The sequence below is a fragment of the Marinomonas sargassi genome, assembly GCF_025716875.1.
In the GTDB taxonomy this organism is placed as follows: domain Bacteria; phylum Pseudomonadota; class Gammaproteobacteria; order Pseudomonadales; family Marinomonadaceae; genus Marinomonas; species Marinomonas sargassi.
In genome coordinates, this window is sequence record NZ_JAOVZB010000001.1 from 1 (window position 1) to 16,042 (window position 16,042).

Below are 16,042 nucleotides of genomic sequence, written 5' to 3' on the forward strand. Positions count from 1 at the left end.
AAACACCAACTTACTTAATAAAGCGAATTGACGTGTTTGACTCTCGTGTAAGACTTCAATTTTTTTGAAAGTCTCCAGCGAGCGCCCACACAAATTATCTGATTATCTATTTTAAAGAGCGTTGCTATACCACTTGCAGCTACTTGAATCACCTAGTTACTAAATAACTAAGTAGAAGCACTGCCCGTGTCAGCGAGGGCGTATATTAAGGATCTACAGAAACAATGCAAGAACTTTTAACGCTTTATTTGAAATATTTTTGAAAGGTGGGAGATTGCCAAATTCGTAACAACAATAAGGGGACAATAAAAGCAGAAACAGCAAGAGCAATCGTAATATCACTCCTTACCTGCCACCACAAATGAGCAACCACACAGGCCGCTGCTATATAGACACACTGATGCAGTTTTTTCCAATTCTTACCAAGTCGCTTCATCATTTTTTTAGTACTTGTTATAGCTAAAGCAATGAGAATGAGCAAAGAAGATACACCAGCGTAGATATAAGGCTTTTCCAACAGATCAGAGACAATCCATTCTACACTCAGCCCAGCAAACAACACCAAGTACACAAGCAAATGGAATAATGCATATGAAAATGCCAACAAGCCTACGATACGTCGATAGCGCGAAAGGAAACGTAGGCGAAGATATTTCGTTGCTGGCGACATACAGAGTACAGCAACGATGAAGACACACGCCCAAACACCGCTATCTATCATTAAGACTTTCCCAGGATCAGGAAAGTATCGCCCACTGAATAATGCATAGATCATCCATAAAATGGGTGTCAGCAACAACGCGATGACATAGGGCTTTTCTTCTCTATCCCAAAAACCTCTCACGCTAGTAAAACCTAGTTAAATCCATGCCACTGTACATAGAACCCACCTCTTCCTCATAACCATTAAACATCTGAGTTTTGACTACGTTCGGGAAGAGCACACCACTTGGTAAACGTCGCTCTTGACTCTGAGTCCAACGGGGGTGGTCCACATTCGGATTTACATTGGCATAAAAGCCATATTCACTTGGGGCTAATGCACTCCATGTTGTTTCTGGCATGGTTTCTACAAAGCGAATTTTCACAATCGACTTGATACTTTTAAAACCATATTTCCATGGCAAGACTAGACGAACAGGCGCACCATTCTGATTTGGCAACACACTTCCATACATACCTACAGCCAGTAGAGCGAGTGGATTCATAGCTTCATCAATTCGCAAGCCTTCTCGATACGGCCACTTGATATTTCCGCCATTCTGCCCCGGCATTTGTTTTGGGTCATACAAGGTTTCAAAATAAACATACTTAGCTTTAGATGTCGGTTGAAATCGTTTCAGTACCTCACCCAATGACACACCAACCCAAGGAATGACCATTGACCATGCTTCAACACAGCGTAAGCGATAAATACGCTCTTCCAGCATCGAGTCTTTGATAATGTCTTCTAAGTTAAAAACACCTGTTTTTTCTGCTTCACCTTCTACAGTAATAGTCCAAGGTGTTGTTTGCAGTGACGATGCCCTTTCTTTTGGATCACTTTTGCCGTATCCAAATTCGTAAAAGTTGTTATAAGAACTAGCCACATCAAATGGTGAGACTTTCTCATCCAAACCATAAGGCGTTTCTATAATGTTTTTTAACGCAGGGGCTAACGAAGGTGGGGGAGAAAGGGTATTACCAGATTGCAGCGCAGCAGAAACATTACCAATCGTTCCAGCTCCTAAGACAGCACCGCCTGTCACTTTCATAAATTGGCGACGATTTAAGTAAACAGATTCATCCGTCACTTCAAATTCTGAAATATCTGATGATTTTTTATTGCGGATAAGCATAAGGCACCCCTTCTCTAAAGTAGAGTTATAGACAGGGCACCTCTTAGCAAGTTCAAAAAAACTTCAAATTGCTAGTATTTGAACAGAAAGATTAACGTAGACCCTTAATAAAAATCGCAGCCGGCCCCCAAAGACCATAGATACAAAATAGCACCATCAAAACCAATGAAGGTTCTAAAGCGATTAGAACAAAGATCAAAACCGACAAGAGCAGTACCATAAAAGGAACACGCCCTTTTAAGTTTAAGTCTTTAAAGCTACGGTACTTAACATTACTAACCATTAATAAACCAGCAATAGGTAACAAGAAAGCCATCACAATAGAAAGACTTTCTCCTGACATTCCATGCTCGCTTGCAGCCCAAATCACACCCGCCACAATAGCCGCAGCAGCAGGGCTAGGTAAGCCTGTAAAATAACGTTTTTCTTCAACACCTATCATGGTATTGAATCGAGCCAATCGTAGAGCAGCACCAACGGCATAAACAAAAGCGGTAATCCAACCGATTTTCTCTAATGGCTCTAACGCCCAAGTAAATACAATTAATGCTGGAGCAATACCAAAAGACACCATATCAGACAGAGAGTCATATTCAGCACCGAAAGCACTTTGCGTATGAGTCAGTCTAGCCACACGGCCATCAAGAGCATCAAATACCATCGAGATGAAGATTGCCACAGCTGCCCCAGAAAAGTCCCCATTCATTGCGGCTATGATCGAGTAGAACCCCGAAAACAAAGCTGCAGTGGTAAATAGGTTCGGTAGCAAAAACACACCTTTTCTTGGCTGCTTTTTATCCCCTTTGATATGCATATCTTCCGTATCTTCCACTAATACTTTTTTCAATTCATCTATCGACATTAAATCTATCTAACCTTTATATAAACAATCTTATTATGCCAATTTAGCGAAAGAACGCTTCGCTGCTGCAATGGTATAATCAATATCTTCTTTCGTATGCGCCTGAGAAATAAAACCAGCCTCAAATGCTGAAGGTGCAAGATACACCCCCTCTTCAAGCATGTAATGAAAAAATGCCTGAAACTTCTCTAAACTGCACTTTTGAACTTCTGCAAAACTAGTGACCGAATCCGCTTCAGTGAAGAAGAAGCCAAACATGCCTCCGACGTTCACTACACTAAATGGTACACCAGCCTCGTCGGCAGCATGCTTCAAACCATCTACTAGGTATTTAGCTTTCTCGCCAAGCGCATCATGAAATCCTTGCTCACTAATTTTATTCAGCACAGCTAACCCTGCCACCATAGCAACAGGATTACCAGATAAAGTACCCGCCTGATAAACAGGTCCTAGTGGCGCAATAAACTCCATAATTTCTCGTTTACCACCAAAAGCGCCAACTGGCATACCAGCACCGATCACTTTACCTAATGTTGTCAAATCAGGAACAACATTAAATTCCTCCTGAGCACCACCAAGGGCAACACGAAAGCCCGTCATCACCTCATCAAAAATTAACACTGCTCCAGAATTATCACATTCTTCACGCAATGCTTGTAAAAAGCCTTCTACTGGCAAAATACAATTCATGTTTCCTGCTACTGGCTCAACTATGATACAAGCGATTTGCTCTCCTATCTCAGCAAAGCAACGCTTCACTTCTTCAATATCGTTAAACTGTAAGGTGATTGTATGTTGGGCAAGGTCAGCAGGCACACCCGGAGAATTAGGCACACCTAATGTTAAAGCGCCCGAGCCAGCTTTCACTAATAATGAATCCGAGTGGCCATGGTAACAACCTTCGAACTTTACAATTTTGTCTCGGCCAGTGTAACCACGAGCTAGGCGAATCGCACTCATAGTCGCTTCAGTACCTGAATTCACCATGCGTACCATGTCCATTGAAGGCACTATTTCACAGACTTTTTCAGCCATGGTAATTTCAATTTCTGTTGGTGCCCCAAAGCTCAAACCATAGTCTAGCTGCTTTCTTACTGCATCGAGCACATCAGGGTGTGAGTGCCCTAAAATCATCGGCCCCCATGAGCCAACATAATCGATATAACGTTTTTTATCTTCATCATAAACATAAGCCCCTTCCCCACTTTGAAAAAACACTGGGGTACCGCCCACACCATTAAACGCTCGAACTGGTGAATTCACGCCACCAGGAATGCGGTGTTGAGCTCTTGCATATAAATCTTCTGAGCGACTCATATTCTAAAAATCCTATAATAAAGAATGTAACTTTCTATCTGAGTTATGATTTTTACAGCGAGAAAAATCAATCCTCTTCTAACAAAAACTGATCTAAGCGTTGGCGCGAAACCAACCTAAAGGATGGCGAAAAAGACACCAAAGCATATCGATTAGCGGTTTTCTGGAACCAAGTCATCATTTCATCAAGTGACGATGGTTCCTCTATTACTGGAGCTTTAATAGACTCTACAGCAAGAGACAAGTCCATAAATAACTTGCCATTTTCTGTCGCCATCCATGCTTGCGGCCCCTCGTTCATAGTGTCTAACGCTTCCAGAACGAGAATACGTTTAACTAAATGCCAGTCGCCATCCTTTTCGAAAGCGACGTAGTCTACCACACTCGAGGCCAAATCTTTCACTAGCTCCAATGACGATAACATTGGCAGAACCAAAACATCTTCAGCCACAGGTTTTACTGTGTGTTGTCTTAGATATCTCTGTAATGGACTAACCGTTGAAGCCATACCTATGTACTGTAAACGTTCAACAAAAATAGACTCCTGATGAAAGACAACTCTCATTACCAAGCATACTAATACAATCACAAACAAAGCTGGAACAATGACAGCAGAAGAATGTGTCATTTCTATGATAGCCACTAAAGCAGTTAATGGCGCCTGAAAACTTGCCGCCATCATTGCGGCCATTCCCAGTAAAGCAAACAGAGCAATTTCACTGACTGGAACGTCAAACAAATAAGCCACTTGAGCTCCCGCTAAGCCACCAATGATAAAAGTTGGCCCTATCATTCCCCCCGGCACACCAAGACCTACAGTAAATGCCGTTAATAAGGTTTTTATAACAACAAGGAGCAATAGAGAGTAGAGCAGTGCATCACCTGATAATGCGTGACTTAAAGAGGTATAACCGCTGCCTAAAACAGCTGGCATGTAAATCGCAAAAAATACACTGACAATCGCAACCATAAGAAATCGCGACCAAAATGGCAGACTATTAATACGCCAAGTTGCTTTTTGTGTATGGAAGAACAAAGCGGCCAACAGTGAAATTAAAACCACCAGCACAGAGCAAGCTACAAACAAATCAACGGACAGTGTAAGGGTTGTAATACTACCAATACTGAAAATATCTAAAGGGCCAATGAAGTAATGGCTAACCAGTGTTGCTACAACAGCCGATAAAAGAACAGGTAAAACATAGCGTTGGCGATATTCAAGAAAGATAACTTCAAAAGCAAACAGCACACCAGCCAAAGGCGTTTGGAATACAGCCGATATTGCACCAGCCACGCCACAAGCTAATAGTGTTTCGACGCCAAACTGAGGCAATTTCGCTTTGCCTGCAATATAGCCGCCAAGCGTAGCTCCTAAATGAACAGCGGGGCCTTCTTTACCAATAGATAAGCCCCCCATTAAACCAATTGCGGCTGTGAAAAACTGCACCACTCCATTACCGACGGGTAAGTTACCTTTGTGATAGTTCAACCTTTCCACCACATAGGGAACACCTACCTTATGGAAGCGCTTAGGTAAGAAGATAAAAATGAGGGCTAAAACAACACAAGCAAAAAAAGTGAGACCGACACGCCACTCTACAGGTAAGGACTCAAAACCATCCACATCAGCAGAAAGAAAGTAACGAGAAGGAAGATAAATAGCTGCATAAAACAGCACCATTAATACGCCGCTGAACAAGCCACATAAAGCACCCAATAAGGCCAGTTTCGACAGATCATCATAGGATTTCGATTTGCTTAACCACTTTTCCTTTAAATTTAGCTGTTTCAGAGCTCTACCTCACTTTCAACACGAGTCGATTTCATGCACTATTCATCGTACTATTCAAACAGTACTCTTCAATCAGGTAAAGGCAAAATCGTAATTGCCACCTTTAAAATGAAACAATAGGAAAAAGCAGTGTATAAAATAGGTATCGTTGGCGGCACGGGATACACCGGAGCCGAATTACTCAGACTTCTCGCAAATCACCCACAAGTAGAGGTTGTTGCTATCACATCTCGAAGCGAGGAAGGCAAACTTGTCTCTGATATCTACCCTAGCTTACGCGGTCATTACGACTTGCGCTTTACTGTTCCAAGTGTTGATGAGTTAGCAAAATGCGACCTAGTATTTTTTGCGACACCTCATGGTGTAGCTATGGACCAAGTTCCAGAGCTTATTGATCGCGGCATTAAAGTGGTTGATTTAGGGGCTGACTTCCGTATCAAGGATACAGTTGAGTGGTCTAAGTGGTACGGCATGGAACACAGAACACCAGATTATGTGGCTAAAGCCGTATACGGCTTACCAGAAATTAACCGCGAAGCCATTAAAGGCGCGCAACTGGTCGCCAACCCTGGCTGTTACCCAACTGCCACTCAGTTAGGTTTAATTCCTTTATTAGAAGCTGGCATTATCGATCCTGCACACCTTATTGCTGATGCTAAATCCGGTGTCAGCGGTGCTGGCCGTGGTGCGAATATCGGCTCTTTATTATGTGAAGCGAGCGAAAGCTTTAAATCCTATGGGGTAGCAGGCCACCGTCATCTTCCAGAGATTAAACAAGGTCTTCAAGCGTATAGTGAATCCCCTGTTGGATTAACTTTTGTCCCTCACCTTGTTCCTATGATTCGTGGTATCCAGTCAACCATGTACGCAACCTTGGTAGATACTTCGGTAGATCTGCAAACTTTATTTGAAGAGCGCTATAAAGACGAATTCTTTGTTGATGTTATGCCTGCTGGTAGCACACCAGAAACTCGTAGTACCAAAGGCGCGAACTTCTGCCGTATTGCCGTTTATCGTCCACAAGATGGTGACAAAGTGGTTGTCTTGTCTGTAATCGATAACTTGGTGAAAGGTGCGTCAGGCCAAGCCATTCAAAATATGAACATCATGTTGGACTTACCTGAGAATACTGGTTTAACCGCGCTGGGTATGATGCCGTAATGGTTTGCCATTAAGCACAAACTAAATAAAACTCAGCGTATCTATCCATAGAATCAAAAACGGGCAGTTTCTTCCAAGAAACTGCCCGTTTTTTTTGTGCCTAGCGACTATATTGGTGTGATCGAAATTTAGAGTCTATCGACCCTTTTCGTTAAGCACATATGCGTCATCACTTTATCTAGGTTTGGCCAATTTTCTATTTCTTCTCGAATTTCATTCAGACGTTGCATAGAAGGTGACTGCACAAGCAAAAGTAAGTCCAGATCTCCGCTGATAGAATGTGCCAAGGTGACCTCAGGAATCGACTCAATAAGCGGCATCACTAACTCACAAGACAAAGGCCTAAAAGTTAATGCGATGTAGGCATCTACACCTTCTTTTTTTGGGGCTGCCACATGGGCGTGATAACCCGTAATTGTGCCATTCTCTTCCAGTCGTTTTATTCGATCAGCCACGGCCGAACGAGATAAATTTACCTGTCGACTGATGTCCGACACCGACAAACGAGCATCTTTCATTAGTAAAGCTAATATTTTTTGATCATACTGATCGGCCACTTTACTTCTCCATTTCTAATAAAGCGTCAATTTCACTGTCATTCCGACAAAGTGAGCCCAAATAGCGTCAGCTTGTATAGCGACTTATTAATGGTGTCATTTTATCCTTAGCAGTAACAAATAACAGCTTTTAACATCAACAAATTAAGAAAACACTTATGTCTCAATACCATAGAACACTTGGTCCCATTCAGGGCATCGCCATGACAGTCACCACCTTCATAGGGACAGGGTTAATGATTCTGCCTGCCATGTCTGTCGCCCAAGCAGGGTCATTTGCCTTTTACGCTTGGTTAATTACCGCCGCCATGATTATTCCTATTGCTTTTGTATTTGCATTCCTTGGTGCCAAATACCCTTCCGCAGGAGGAGCTTCCCATTATATTGGCAGAGCATTCGGTTCTCGCTACGAAAAAGCCGTTGGCTGGTTATTTCTCAGTATTTTACTGGTGGGGCCTGCGGTCGCTATTAAAGTCGCTGCGGCTTATCTGGCGATTATTTTTAATGCTTCTGAGAAGTGGATGTTGTTTCTCAGCATGTTAACCATGGTTGGCATATTGCTCTTTGCCATTGTTGGCATGCAAACCTCAGCCCGTTTCCAAACAGGTGTCGTCATTGCCATGATAATAACCGTTATCTGGTTGTGCTTTGTTGGTGATATTAATGCCAGTCGCTCCGTTATTGAAGCCCCTGTCACCCAACAAAATTGGCAGCAAACACTCTATGCCACAGGTGTGATTTTCTGGTGTTTTCTTGGCATAGAAGTCATGGCTCATATGGGGGCTGAATTCAAAAGGCCTGCCCGAGACTTCCCCATTGCATTGCTAGGCGGGATTACTCTAGTGATTTTAGCTTACCTAAGCTTGGTACTACTTATTGCTTGGCACCAAACCTATGGCGATGAAATCACCAATAGCCAGTCTCTTGCCTTACTCGTTGAAAAGCTAACCAACAGCACCTATAGCCGAGTGTTTGCCATTGGTGCTTATGTTATTGCCTTTGCCAATGTAGCTATCTATATATTGGGCTTTTCCCGAATGGTGCAATCTATGGCCGAACAAGGCGCATTACCAAAAAGGTTTGCACGTTTAAGCAATAACGGTGTGCCGGCTCAAGCAGTACTATTAGTGGGTGTTATTACCTTATGTTCGATCACCTTCTCGGAAGTATCTGGATGGGAAATGCAGTGGTTTATAGAAACCACTAATGGTAGCTTTCTCCTCATTTATGCCTTGGCATGTATCGCTGCAACCAAGCTTTTGAATAAAACGGCACGTGTTTTAGCAAGTATCGCTCTTGTTAGTTGTGGCTTCATGGTGTTTTTTATTGGCGAAAGTATGATCTTTGCTGGGTTAATGTTCGTTTTAGCCTTAGCGTATGAACAAATAAGAGCCCCAAAAGAACAACTTAATGTACAATAACGCCATCACTTCATCGACCCTGTGTCAGCATGCGCCGATGAAGTCGCCTTATTGATTAAGTAGGAGAATTGTAAATGCCATTATTAGACAGCTTCCGTGTAGACCATACTCGTATGGATGCTCCTGCAGTACGTATTGCCAAATCCATGTCGACACCTAAAGGTGACGAGATCACAGTGTTTGACCTACGTTTTTGCGTGCCAAATGAAGAAATCCTTTCTGAAACAGGTATTCACACATTGGAGCACTTATTTGCAGGCTTCATGCGTGATCACCTAAACAGTGACAGTGTTGAGATCATCGACATTTCACCTATGGGTTGCCGCACTGGTTTCTACATGAGCCTAATAGGTACGCCAAGCGAAGAGAAAGTTGCTGATTCATGGAAAGCTGCCATGACAGACGTGCTAGCAGTAAAAGCTAAAGGCGATATTCCAGAGTTGAACGAGTACCAATGTGGTACATACGAAATGCATTCTCTAGAAGAAGCAAAAAAGATCGCTGAGATGATTTTATCTCGTGATGTGAAAGTAAACAGCAACGAAGAGCTTTACCTAAGCGAAGAGTTCTTAAAAGAACACAGCTAATAGTTTGTTTCTTCTTTTTGTACAGTAAAAAGGTGGCTATTAGCCACCTTTTTATTTTCTAGACATTAGCTAAACCTAGTTTTTAGACTGCCGTTAAAGCCTTAAAATCGTCTCTCTCTTTTAAGCTTTCAAAATAAGACTCTGTGAGTAGCTCATCTTGTAGGGTTCTCGAAAGATCCAAGGCTTTCTGAATATCCCCAATCGCCTCACTGTAGAGTTCTAGCTTGGCTTCAGCGCAGGCTTTTTGCCAATAGGCCATGGCGTATTCACTATCACACTCAATAGCTTGATTTGTTAATGATAAAGCCCATGAGTCCTGATCAATATCCAAAAGCGTATCGGCTTTATAAGTTAAAGCTTCCACATCATTCGGGTTGATCTCTAGAATCTGATCATAGATGTTAATTTTTTCCTGCTCTGTTTTCTCTAAGCCTGCCCGCATCCATAAGGAGTGGATAATAGTACTGTTCGAAATATCCTGCTGTGCGGCGACAATTTGCTCCGAGCGCTCTTTTAAGGCCTCTTCAATAACGCTCAAACGCTTTGCATATTCTTCCGTCAAAGTTTCCACACGTTTTTCAGTAATGGATTCAACGTTATCCCGAATGTCTCGTAACGATTTCCACCCCAGCAAAACCAGCATAGAAGCAGCGGCAGTAATGATGTAAAAAATATTATTCGTAGTATCCGCAGTATAGCGTAATGCACGATCAGAAGACTCAAGCTTAGCCGTTGCTACCTTTTCAGCCACTTCAGCTTTCATCGCCTGCTGCCCCTGGCGCAAGGACTTTATCTCATCCAAAATATATCGCTCTATAAAGGGCTCATACAATGGCGCTTTCAACTCATCAATATTCTCAACCTCTGCTTCATCCACTTGAGCAAAGGCACCAAAGCTCATGCACACCAACAACGCACCAACCAACAACCGAATATCCAATACCATCATAATCTAGCCTTCCGTTACATTAACCTGATGTACCAAGCATGAAAGTTTAAACGTCTCATAGAACACTCAAAATAACGAGCAAATACATGATATTTCTCGAACAAAAACAACCAATTTAGAAAAACAAAGCCAAAAGGCATTTTTTCCTTCGATTCAAAAGCAAGTAGATACAAGCACTTTGCCTTTAGCCTGTTGAAAGCCACTGCCAGTAAATAAACTAATCACCTACATAAGAGCACAACTCTAGACTCATCTTAGGTTAATTATTGAGGTTTATTATGACAATTTCACATCTATTTTTATGGCTCACTGCCGCCATTTGGGGGCTGGCTTTTGTCGCTCAAAGTGTTGGTATGGAGTCGATCGGACCCTATACATTTAATGCTGTTCGCTTCACTCTAGCTGCTTTGTCTATGTTACCGCTGGCTTATTTATTAGAGCGCCATAGAAAGTCAGACTTTGGCCTCACGTTAAAAGCTGGAATGATGACAGGCTTAGTTCTCTTTTCAGGGGCGACCTTGCAACAAATTGGCCTACTTTACACAAGCACAGCCAATGCAGGCTTTATCACCGCCATGTATATGTTGTTTGTGCCTATTATCGGGCTATTTCTCAAACATACTATTGAGCGTCACACTTGGTTGGGCATTTTTCTCGCATTGGGTGGGCTATATTTCCTTACCATTGGCCCCAACTTAACCATTCAAAAGGGGGACGGGCTAGAGTTAATTGGAGCAATATTCTGGGCAGTTCACGTTTTATTAATAGGCTTTTACTCGCGAAAAGTTCCTATTATTAGCTACTCTATTGTGCAGTTTGTTGTTGTCGCATTACTGTCTTGGATATTAGCCTTCTCTGCAGAGCAACCCACATGGCACGGTATTCAACTCAGTTGGCTACCACTTTTGTATACGGGCGTTGCCTCGTCAGCACTTGCTTTTTCGTTACAGATCTTGGGACAAAAGAATGTATCGCCTAGTGCTGCCGCATTGATTTTGTCTACCGAAGCTGTCTTTGCCGCAATTGGCGGGTGGTGGCTCATGAACGAAGTGCTTTCTATTCTTGAATTGATGGGGTGTGTACTTATCTTCATTGGCATGATCATTAGCCAATGGCCACGCCAAACTAGAGCAACTAAGCCAGTCCTCTAAGCTAATGGCTTATGGCTTATTAAACATCTTGTATTTTTTCTATGTCCGCCGGCATCTCGCGATGTACCGGCGTCGACATAATCATCATGGTGTTGGTATCACTCAAATCAATTAGGCGTTCGAGCAATGTATCTAGATGAGACATATTACGAACGGCAACCCTTAAAACAAAAGCATAAGGGCCAGTCACGTTATAACAATCTACCACTTCATCTAGCCCCATCACTAGGGCTTTAAATTCCCTTTCTTTAGTCCGGTATACTTGGCACTCTACTAGCGCTGTAATAGGGATACCCAATTTTTCAAGATTCACCTTAGCGCTATAGCCCGTAATAACACCTATTTCCTCAAGTTTTCGTACTCGCTCAGCCACAGCAGGGGCGGATAAATGCACTTTTTTACCTAATTCAGCAAAAGTCAGTCGTGCATTTTCCTGCAACGCCTTGAGTAATTTGAAATTAATCTTGTCCAAGTAACACTCCCTTTTGACATTATGGCTAGCTCGTTTAGCTGACCCGTTATTCTACTCCTCTAAGAGGGCTTCTTGTATTTTATGGCTTACTTTCAGCGATATTTTTCAGATAGGCTTTCGCCATTTTTGGGCTACTAATTCGAATAAAATTGATATGCTGATATTGAGGGTCGGCGAAAACATTCAAATAACGCGATCGAATTTTTTGATAGTTTGTTAGCGTCCATAAAATCATAGAGTCTTTACTAAAAAAAGATTTGCGTACGGTTTCTACATTACCCGTATTTTCCCAAAGTTCTTGTTTTGTGATGGAGCGATATAAAGCTCGTTTTATCGCCTGATAAACTGTTCGCAACAAGGAGTAATCTATCCAAATAACCGTATCCACCTTCGCCCACTTGATAGTCCTAGTACGGTTATAATTACCATCCAACACCCAAGTTTCTTGATTCAATGCTTTTTCAAGCTTGGTATAGAACTCCTCATCACTCGTCCCCTGCCAATTCGCCTTCCAAAACATGGCATCCATTTCTAAATAAGGACAAGCTAACGCTTCTGCTAACTGACGGCTGAAAGTTGATTTACCACTACCACTGCTGCCTACAACATTAATGCGTTTCATCTCTTCCCTCTAAATTGTAAGTAAATACGACCTTCAACACCTAAGAAATTGACAAAGAGTTATACCAAAGACAACCTCATTTTACGCCCACCAACTGGGTTGAATAGGTTTCGTTGATAGAAAGCCAGAGCTCGATCAAACTCAGGTAAAGGTGGTGTGCACAGCTCAATACATGCCCAAGAAGATAAACGGCCATGCTCCTTAACTTGCTCCATTAACAAGGAACCCACACCAGAACTCCTATATTCAGGCAGGGTATAAAATTCCTGAATAATCCCCACTTTACCCCCAGCATACAAGGCATAGGTTTCTGCTAAAGTCGCCATAGCAATAGGCTGATGAGTATTTAGTTTGTCACTAAAAGCCAAAATAGCCTGATAATGTCCATTCACTAAAAGCTCACGACATGTGTCTATTGTCTCTTGAAGGTCGATATTGAATTGTTTTGCCTTGGTAACCTCACTTATTTCATTTGTAAGCTTAATCACCAGTTCTGCAATTAAAACAGCATCATCTGGCATCGCTTTTCTAAATTGCATATTAATAATCCTTCATAAAAAATGTGCATAACTTCTTATTTTATTAACAATAACTTCAAATAAAAACATACTCTAACTTATATTTTCTATAGCACTGATAATATAAAAGCTGCTCTGTAGAAATAACCTGTGCTAACGTGGTGAGCAACATAATAAAAATTAGGTTTAGATATACTCATGACACGATTTATTCGGCTTTCAAATATATTATTAATCTGTGTATTTTCTGCCACCCACCTATTTGCAGCACCTGTAGTCAGTAAATTGCAATCCGACGGACCCAATCAAGGCCTCGAAGCTTACGATTTGATTAGGCAGTTTGCTGGCCCAAAACCTATCGAGTCGCCTGATTTATATTCTGGAAACCACACTGGCGTTAAACATATATTCGAACGAACAGATGACATTGTTGGCCACCACTTTGTCTTTACCATTCACAAACACGAAGACAAAGACAGGAACAAGTTCACCCAATTCAGTGACAGACAACGCAATGAGATTAAAGCTTACTCTGGCTCCAAAGACGACTTAAAAGGCTTTGAGAGTGAAACATTAAGCTATTCATGGAAGTTTAAAGTGGGTGAAGGCATGTCGGTATCTAAAAACTTTACTCACTTATTCCAGCTTAAATCCGTGGATGATGGTATAGGCACGCCCATTCTTACCGTGTCTGCTGCATTAAAAAAAGGACAAGAAAACCTATTTTTATCCCACGCTGCGGTTAAAAAGACCACATTTTTAGCAAGCTACCCTTGGAATGATGTTCACAATAAGTGGCTGCAGGCCAATTGCAAGGTCACTTATGGTAATCAAGGAAAGCTTAATTTCAGCCTCGCCGAGCTAGAAACTGGAAAAGAAGTTTTCTCATACCAAAGTGATAATATAGATATGTGGCGCGGTACAAAAAGCGATCATTTCGTACGCCCAAAATGGGGAATATATCGTTCACTTAAAAGCAAACACATGCTGCGAGACCAAGAAGAGCAAGTCAGTTTTGCCGATTTCATAGTGACAAAATATAAATAATTTAAAACTCGCAAAAGAGCACTCTTACAACGCCAAGGGACGGCCCGTCTAATTTTCACTCACTACTCACATATTTCTTCTTACAATTTTCGTCACTGATATTGCCCCCAACCTTGCAACTTCCCACTTTATCTACTTTTATTAAATGGTTCGATAATAATAATTAGACAGCCATCATCAAGTGTAAGGCTCTAAACGACACAAAGGTGACGGTAAGAGAGGTGAACTATGAAAAGGCTTTACTACGTAACGCAAGACCTTGATGATGCTGAAATGATTTCAGGCGAAGTTCATAGAAACGGAATAGACGATCACCATTTTTTTGTGATTTGTCGAGACGAAAAAGGCATAAAAACACACCACCTTCACGGCAGTGACACATTGGAGAAAACCAACATTATTGCCTCTGGCAGTCGTGCTTATCAGGTAGGAGGAGGCTTAGCGATCGGTATTATGGCACTGGCGCTATTAAACCACCTATTTGCCGTCGTGCCCTCGCTACCCATTTTTTTACTTATCATCATTGCTGCCATGGCAACCATTATCGTCAAAATTGCCGGCAGCTCATTTGATAGCTATTTAATGGAAAGGCTTAACCAGCATCTTGACTTAGGAGAGGCTGTTATCGTCATCGACGTCGACCGCAACCAACTCCATAAAGTAGAGGCCATGCTTGAATTGCACCCTAAAGCAAAATTCATCGCCGACTGCTCCAACATTGGCGCCGCCATCCCCGAATAACTTTAAATAAAAAAGCAAAAATCTAGACTAATAAAGCCGAGAGGAAGCGCCCTTCCCCTCGGCTTTATCTATTATCAGCTCCTGCAACCTCTCAAAAATGAACTTCTTTCCTCCTATGCCCTTTCAGCCTTAAAAACAAAAAATGATCTATTCCTCAACAGCACACGTTTCAGTATATATAAGCTAACTTGAAGGTAATCCAATGAAAACGTTATTTATCACTTGCACAACACCTATGATTTTTCTCATAAGCAGCCTCGCACAGGCTAATCTCGATGCCCGCTTTATTGAAAGTGCACCAAAAGATAGGTTCGTATTGAGTAACACCAGCCAATGTGACATACAAAATATCACAGCGAATATCGACTTATCCAACAGCACGGGCAAACTCATTTTTGACACCACCGCCACAGGTGCAGGAGTTGAAGTATTCCAGCCTTTTGAAGCCAGTAACTCAAACATGCAGTTAACTAATGGCAACAAAGTAAATGATGGAGCAACAGGGCTATCCGTCAAAATTGCTACTCTCAAAGCCAATGACTCTGTTCACTTCACTATCGACGTAGACGACACATTAAAAAGAAGCGAGCTAGGTAACATTCGCGTCTCTGGATCCGAGATAGAAAATGCCACTATTGAAATAACCGCAAAAGATCAAACAGCATCAAAAGCCGCCTTTGATAACAGAGGCAAAGCTTCACTGGCTTTGGCTTCTTGTTGATTAAATTGGCATAAGACTATCTGAAGCAAAATTTTGATTCTTAAAAAAAGAGCTTTAAAAGTAGCCGATTACTAAATTAATACACATCACAAAAAGCCCGCTTAAAATAGCGGGCTATATAAGATATTAATTCTATCCTCACCTAAGTTATTTCGAATTAGCTTTTTGGTTAGTCTGATTAGCTAAGCAGAAAGTTAGATATGCAACTTCTCATTCATATAGACTGAATAAAATCCATCGATGCCCCTATCTGAATCAGACCTTTACCCTTATTTACATGGTATTG

The 16,042-nt window shown here is 41.8% G+C and carries 17 protein-coding genes; 7 read left to right on the top strand and 10 right to left on the bottom strand.

The genetic code is table 11. The features are described from left to right. Positions 1 to 244: 244 nt before the first annotated feature. From OFY17_RS00005 to OFY17_RS00025, 5 genes are all read right to left on the bottom strand, one after another. Positions 245 to 844: a protein-methionine-sulfoxide reductase heme-binding subunit MsrQ gene (locus tag OFY17_RS00005; protein ID WP_263528639.1), complete on the bottom strand. Its 600-nt coding sequence runs from the start codon at positions 842 to 844 to the stop codon at positions 245 to 247. Between the two features lies 1 nt (position 845). Then, positions 846 to 1,838: a protein-methionine-sulfoxide reductase catalytic subunit MsrP gene (gene msrP, locus OFY17_RS00010; protein WP_263528640.1), complete on the bottom strand. Its 993-nt coding sequence runs from the start codon at positions 1,836 to 1,838 to the stop codon at positions 846 to 848. A gap of 91 nt (positions 1,839 to 1,929) precedes the next feature. Continuing rightward, positions 1,930 to 2,700 (bottom strand): CDP-diacylglycerol--serine O-phosphatidyltransferase, encoded by a 771-nt coding sequence (pssA, locus tag OFY17_RS00015; RefSeq protein WP_407659330.1) that lies wholly within the window; start codon positions 2,698 to 2,700, stop codon positions 1,930 to 1,932. Positions 2,701 to 2,733: 33 nt separating this feature from the next. Then, the gene (hemL, locus tag OFY17_RS00020) at positions 2,734 to 4,017 is read right to left on the bottom strand and encodes a glutamate-1-semialdehyde 2,1-aminomutase (protein WP_263528641.1); all 1,284 of its coding nucleotides are present in this window, start codon (positions 4,015 to 4,017) and stop codon (positions 2,734 to 2,736) included. A 67-nt stretch (positions 4,018 to 4,084) separates the two neighbouring features. Next, on the bottom strand, positions 4,085 to 5,698 hold the full coding sequence (locus OFY17_RS00025) for a chloride channel protein (protein WP_263528642.1): 1,614 nt from the start codon (positions 5,696 to 5,698) through the stop codon (positions 4,085 to 4,087). 240 nt (positions 5,699 to 5,938) lie between these two features. On the opposite strand from OFY17_RS00025, the gene argC reads away from it, so the two are divergent. Then, on the top strand, positions 5,939 to 6,970 hold the full coding sequence (argC, locus tag OFY17_RS00030) for an N-acetyl-gamma-glutamyl-phosphate reductase (RefSeq protein ID WP_263528643.1): 1,032 nt from the start codon (positions 5,939 to 5,941) through the stop codon (positions 6,968 to 6,970). 128 nt (positions 6,971 to 7,098) lie between these two features. Here the strand turns inward: argC and OFY17_RS00035 are convergent, their stop codons facing one another. Next, complete coding sequence (locus OFY17_RS00035) at positions 7,099 to 7,527, bottom strand: Lrp/AsnC family transcriptional regulator (RefSeq protein ID WP_263528644.1); 429 nt, start codon at positions 7,525 to 7,527, stop codon at positions 7,099 to 7,101. Positions 7,528 to 7,685: 158 nt separating this feature from the next. Here OFY17_RS00035 and yjeH point away from each other — a divergent pair, with 158 nt between their 5' ends. Continuing rightward, complete coding sequence (gene yjeH, locus OFY17_RS00040; RefSeq protein WP_263528645.1) at positions 7,686 to 8,948, top strand: L-methionine/branched-chain amino acid transporter; 1,263 nt, start codon at positions 7,686 to 7,688, stop codon at positions 8,946 to 8,948. Positions 8,949 to 9,022: 74 nt separating this feature from the next. Next, complete coding sequence (luxS, locus tag OFY17_RS00045) at positions 9,023 to 9,535, top strand: S-ribosylhomocysteine lyase (RefSeq protein WP_263528646.1); 513 nt, start codon at positions 9,023 to 9,025, stop codon at positions 9,533 to 9,535. 82 nt (positions 9,536 to 9,617) lie between these two features. Here the strand turns inward: luxS and OFY17_RS00050 are convergent, their stop codons facing one another. Continuing rightward, a complete protein-coding gene (locus tag OFY17_RS00050) occupies positions 9,618 to 10,484 on the bottom strand; it encodes a tetratricopeptide repeat protein (RefSeq protein WP_263528647.1) in 867 nt (288 codons plus the stop codon). 278 nt (positions 10,485 to 10,762) lie between these two features. Here OFY17_RS00050 and OFY17_RS00055 point away from each other — a divergent pair, with 278 nt between their 5' ends. Continuing rightward, positions 10,763 to 11,635: a DMT family transporter gene (locus tag OFY17_RS00055; RefSeq protein ID WP_263528648.1), complete on the top strand. Its 873-nt coding sequence runs from the start codon at positions 10,763 to 10,765 to the stop codon at positions 11,633 to 11,635. 19 nt (positions 11,636 to 11,654) lie between these two features. On the opposite strand, the gene OFY17_RS00060 is transcribed toward OFY17_RS00055, so the two are convergent. The 3 genes from OFY17_RS00060 to OFY17_RS00070 form a co-directional block, all read right to left on the bottom strand. After that, complete coding sequence (locus OFY17_RS00060) at positions 11,655 to 12,107, bottom strand: Lrp/AsnC family transcriptional regulator (RefSeq protein ID WP_263528649.1); 453 nt, start codon at positions 12,105 to 12,107, stop codon at positions 11,655 to 11,657. 79 nt (positions 12,108 to 12,186) lie between these two features. Then, positions 12,187 to 12,729 (bottom strand): AAA family ATPase, encoded by a 543-nt coding sequence (locus OFY17_RS00065; RefSeq protein WP_263528650.1) that lies wholly within the window; start codon positions 12,727 to 12,729, stop codon positions 12,187 to 12,189. A 59-nt stretch (positions 12,730 to 12,788) separates the two neighbouring features. Beyond that, on the bottom strand, positions 12,789 to 13,268 hold the full coding sequence (locus OFY17_RS00070; protein WP_263528651.1) for a GNAT family N-acetyltransferase: 480 nt from the start codon (positions 13,266 to 13,268) through the stop codon (positions 12,789 to 12,791). A gap of 177 nt (positions 13,269 to 13,445) precedes the next feature. Between OFY17_RS00070 and OFY17_RS00075 the strand changes: the two genes are divergently transcribed. The 3 genes from OFY17_RS00075 (at position 13,446) to OFY17_RS00085 (ending at position 15,756) form a co-directional block, all read left to right on the top strand. Beyond that, positions 13,446 to 14,294, top strand: a complete 849-nt coding sequence (locus OFY17_RS00075; RefSeq protein ID WP_263528652.1) for a hypothetical protein — start codon at positions 13,446 to 13,448, stop codon at positions 14,292 to 14,294. A 228-nt stretch (positions 14,295 to 14,522) separates the two neighbouring features. Next, complete coding sequence (locus OFY17_RS00080) at positions 14,523 to 15,035, top strand: hypothetical protein (RefSeq protein ID WP_263528653.1); 513 nt, start codon at positions 14,523 to 14,525, stop codon at positions 15,033 to 15,035. A gap of 202 nt (positions 15,036 to 15,237) precedes the next feature. Next, on the top strand, positions 15,238 to 15,756 hold the full coding sequence (locus OFY17_RS00085; protein WP_263528654.1) for a hypothetical protein: 519 nt from the start codon (positions 15,238 to 15,240) through the stop codon (positions 15,754 to 15,756). The last annotated feature ends 286 nt before the right edge of the window (positions 15,757 to 16,042 follow it).

What these genes read in the sequence shown, in the direction of transcription:
- msrP (WP_263528640.1), bottom strand. Translation starts at nt 1,838, where the DNA reads ATGCTTATCCGCAATAAAAAATCATCAGATATTTCAGAATTTGAAGTG.
- pssA (WP_407659330.1), bottom strand. Translation starts at nt 2,700, where the DNA reads ATGTCGATAGATGAATTGAAAAAAGTATTAGTGGAAGATACGGAAGAT.
- hemL (WP_263528641.1), bottom strand. Translation starts at nt 4,017, where the DNA reads ATGAGTCGCTCAGAAGATTTATATGCAAGAGCTCAACACCGCATTCCT.
- OFY17_RS00025 (WP_263528642.1), bottom strand. Translation starts at nt 5,698, where the DNA reads ATGGTGCTGTTTTATGCAGCTATTTATCTTCCTTCTCGTTACTTTCTT.
- yjeH (WP_263528645.1), top strand. Translation starts at nt 7,686, where the DNA reads ATGTCTCAATACCATAGAACACTTGGTCCCATTCAGGGCATCGCCATG.
- luxS (WP_263528646.1), top strand. Translation starts at nt 9,023, where the DNA reads ATGCCATTATTAGACAGCTTCCGTGTAGACCATACTCGTATGGATGCT.
- OFY17_RS00050 (WP_263528647.1), bottom strand. Translation starts at nt 10,484, where the DNA reads ATGATGGTATTGGATATTCGGTTGTTGGTTGGTGCGTTGTTGGTGTGC.
- OFY17_RS00055 (WP_263528648.1), top strand. Translation starts at nt 10,763, where the DNA reads ATGACAATTTCACATCTATTTTTATGGCTCACTGCCGCCATTTGGGGG.
- OFY17_RS00065 (WP_263528650.1), bottom strand. Translation starts at nt 12,729, where the DNA reads ATGAAACGCATTAATGTTGTAGGCAGCAGTGGTAGTGGTAAATCAACT.
- OFY17_RS00070 (WP_263528651.1), bottom strand. Translation starts at nt 13,268, where the DNA reads ATGCAATTTAGAAAAGCGATGCCAGATGATGCTGTTTTAATTGCAGAA.
- OFY17_RS00075 (WP_263528652.1), top strand. Translation starts at nt 13,446, where the DNA reads ATGACACGATTTATTCGGCTTTCAAATATATTATTAATCTGTGTATTT.
- OFY17_RS00080 (WP_263528653.1), top strand. Translation starts at nt 14,523, where the DNA reads ATGAAAAGGCTTTACTACGTAACGCAAGACCTTGATGATGCTGAAATG.
- OFY17_RS00085 (WP_263528654.1), top strand. Translation starts at nt 15,238, where the DNA reads ATGAAAACGTTATTTATCACTTGCACAACACCTATGATTTTTCTCATA.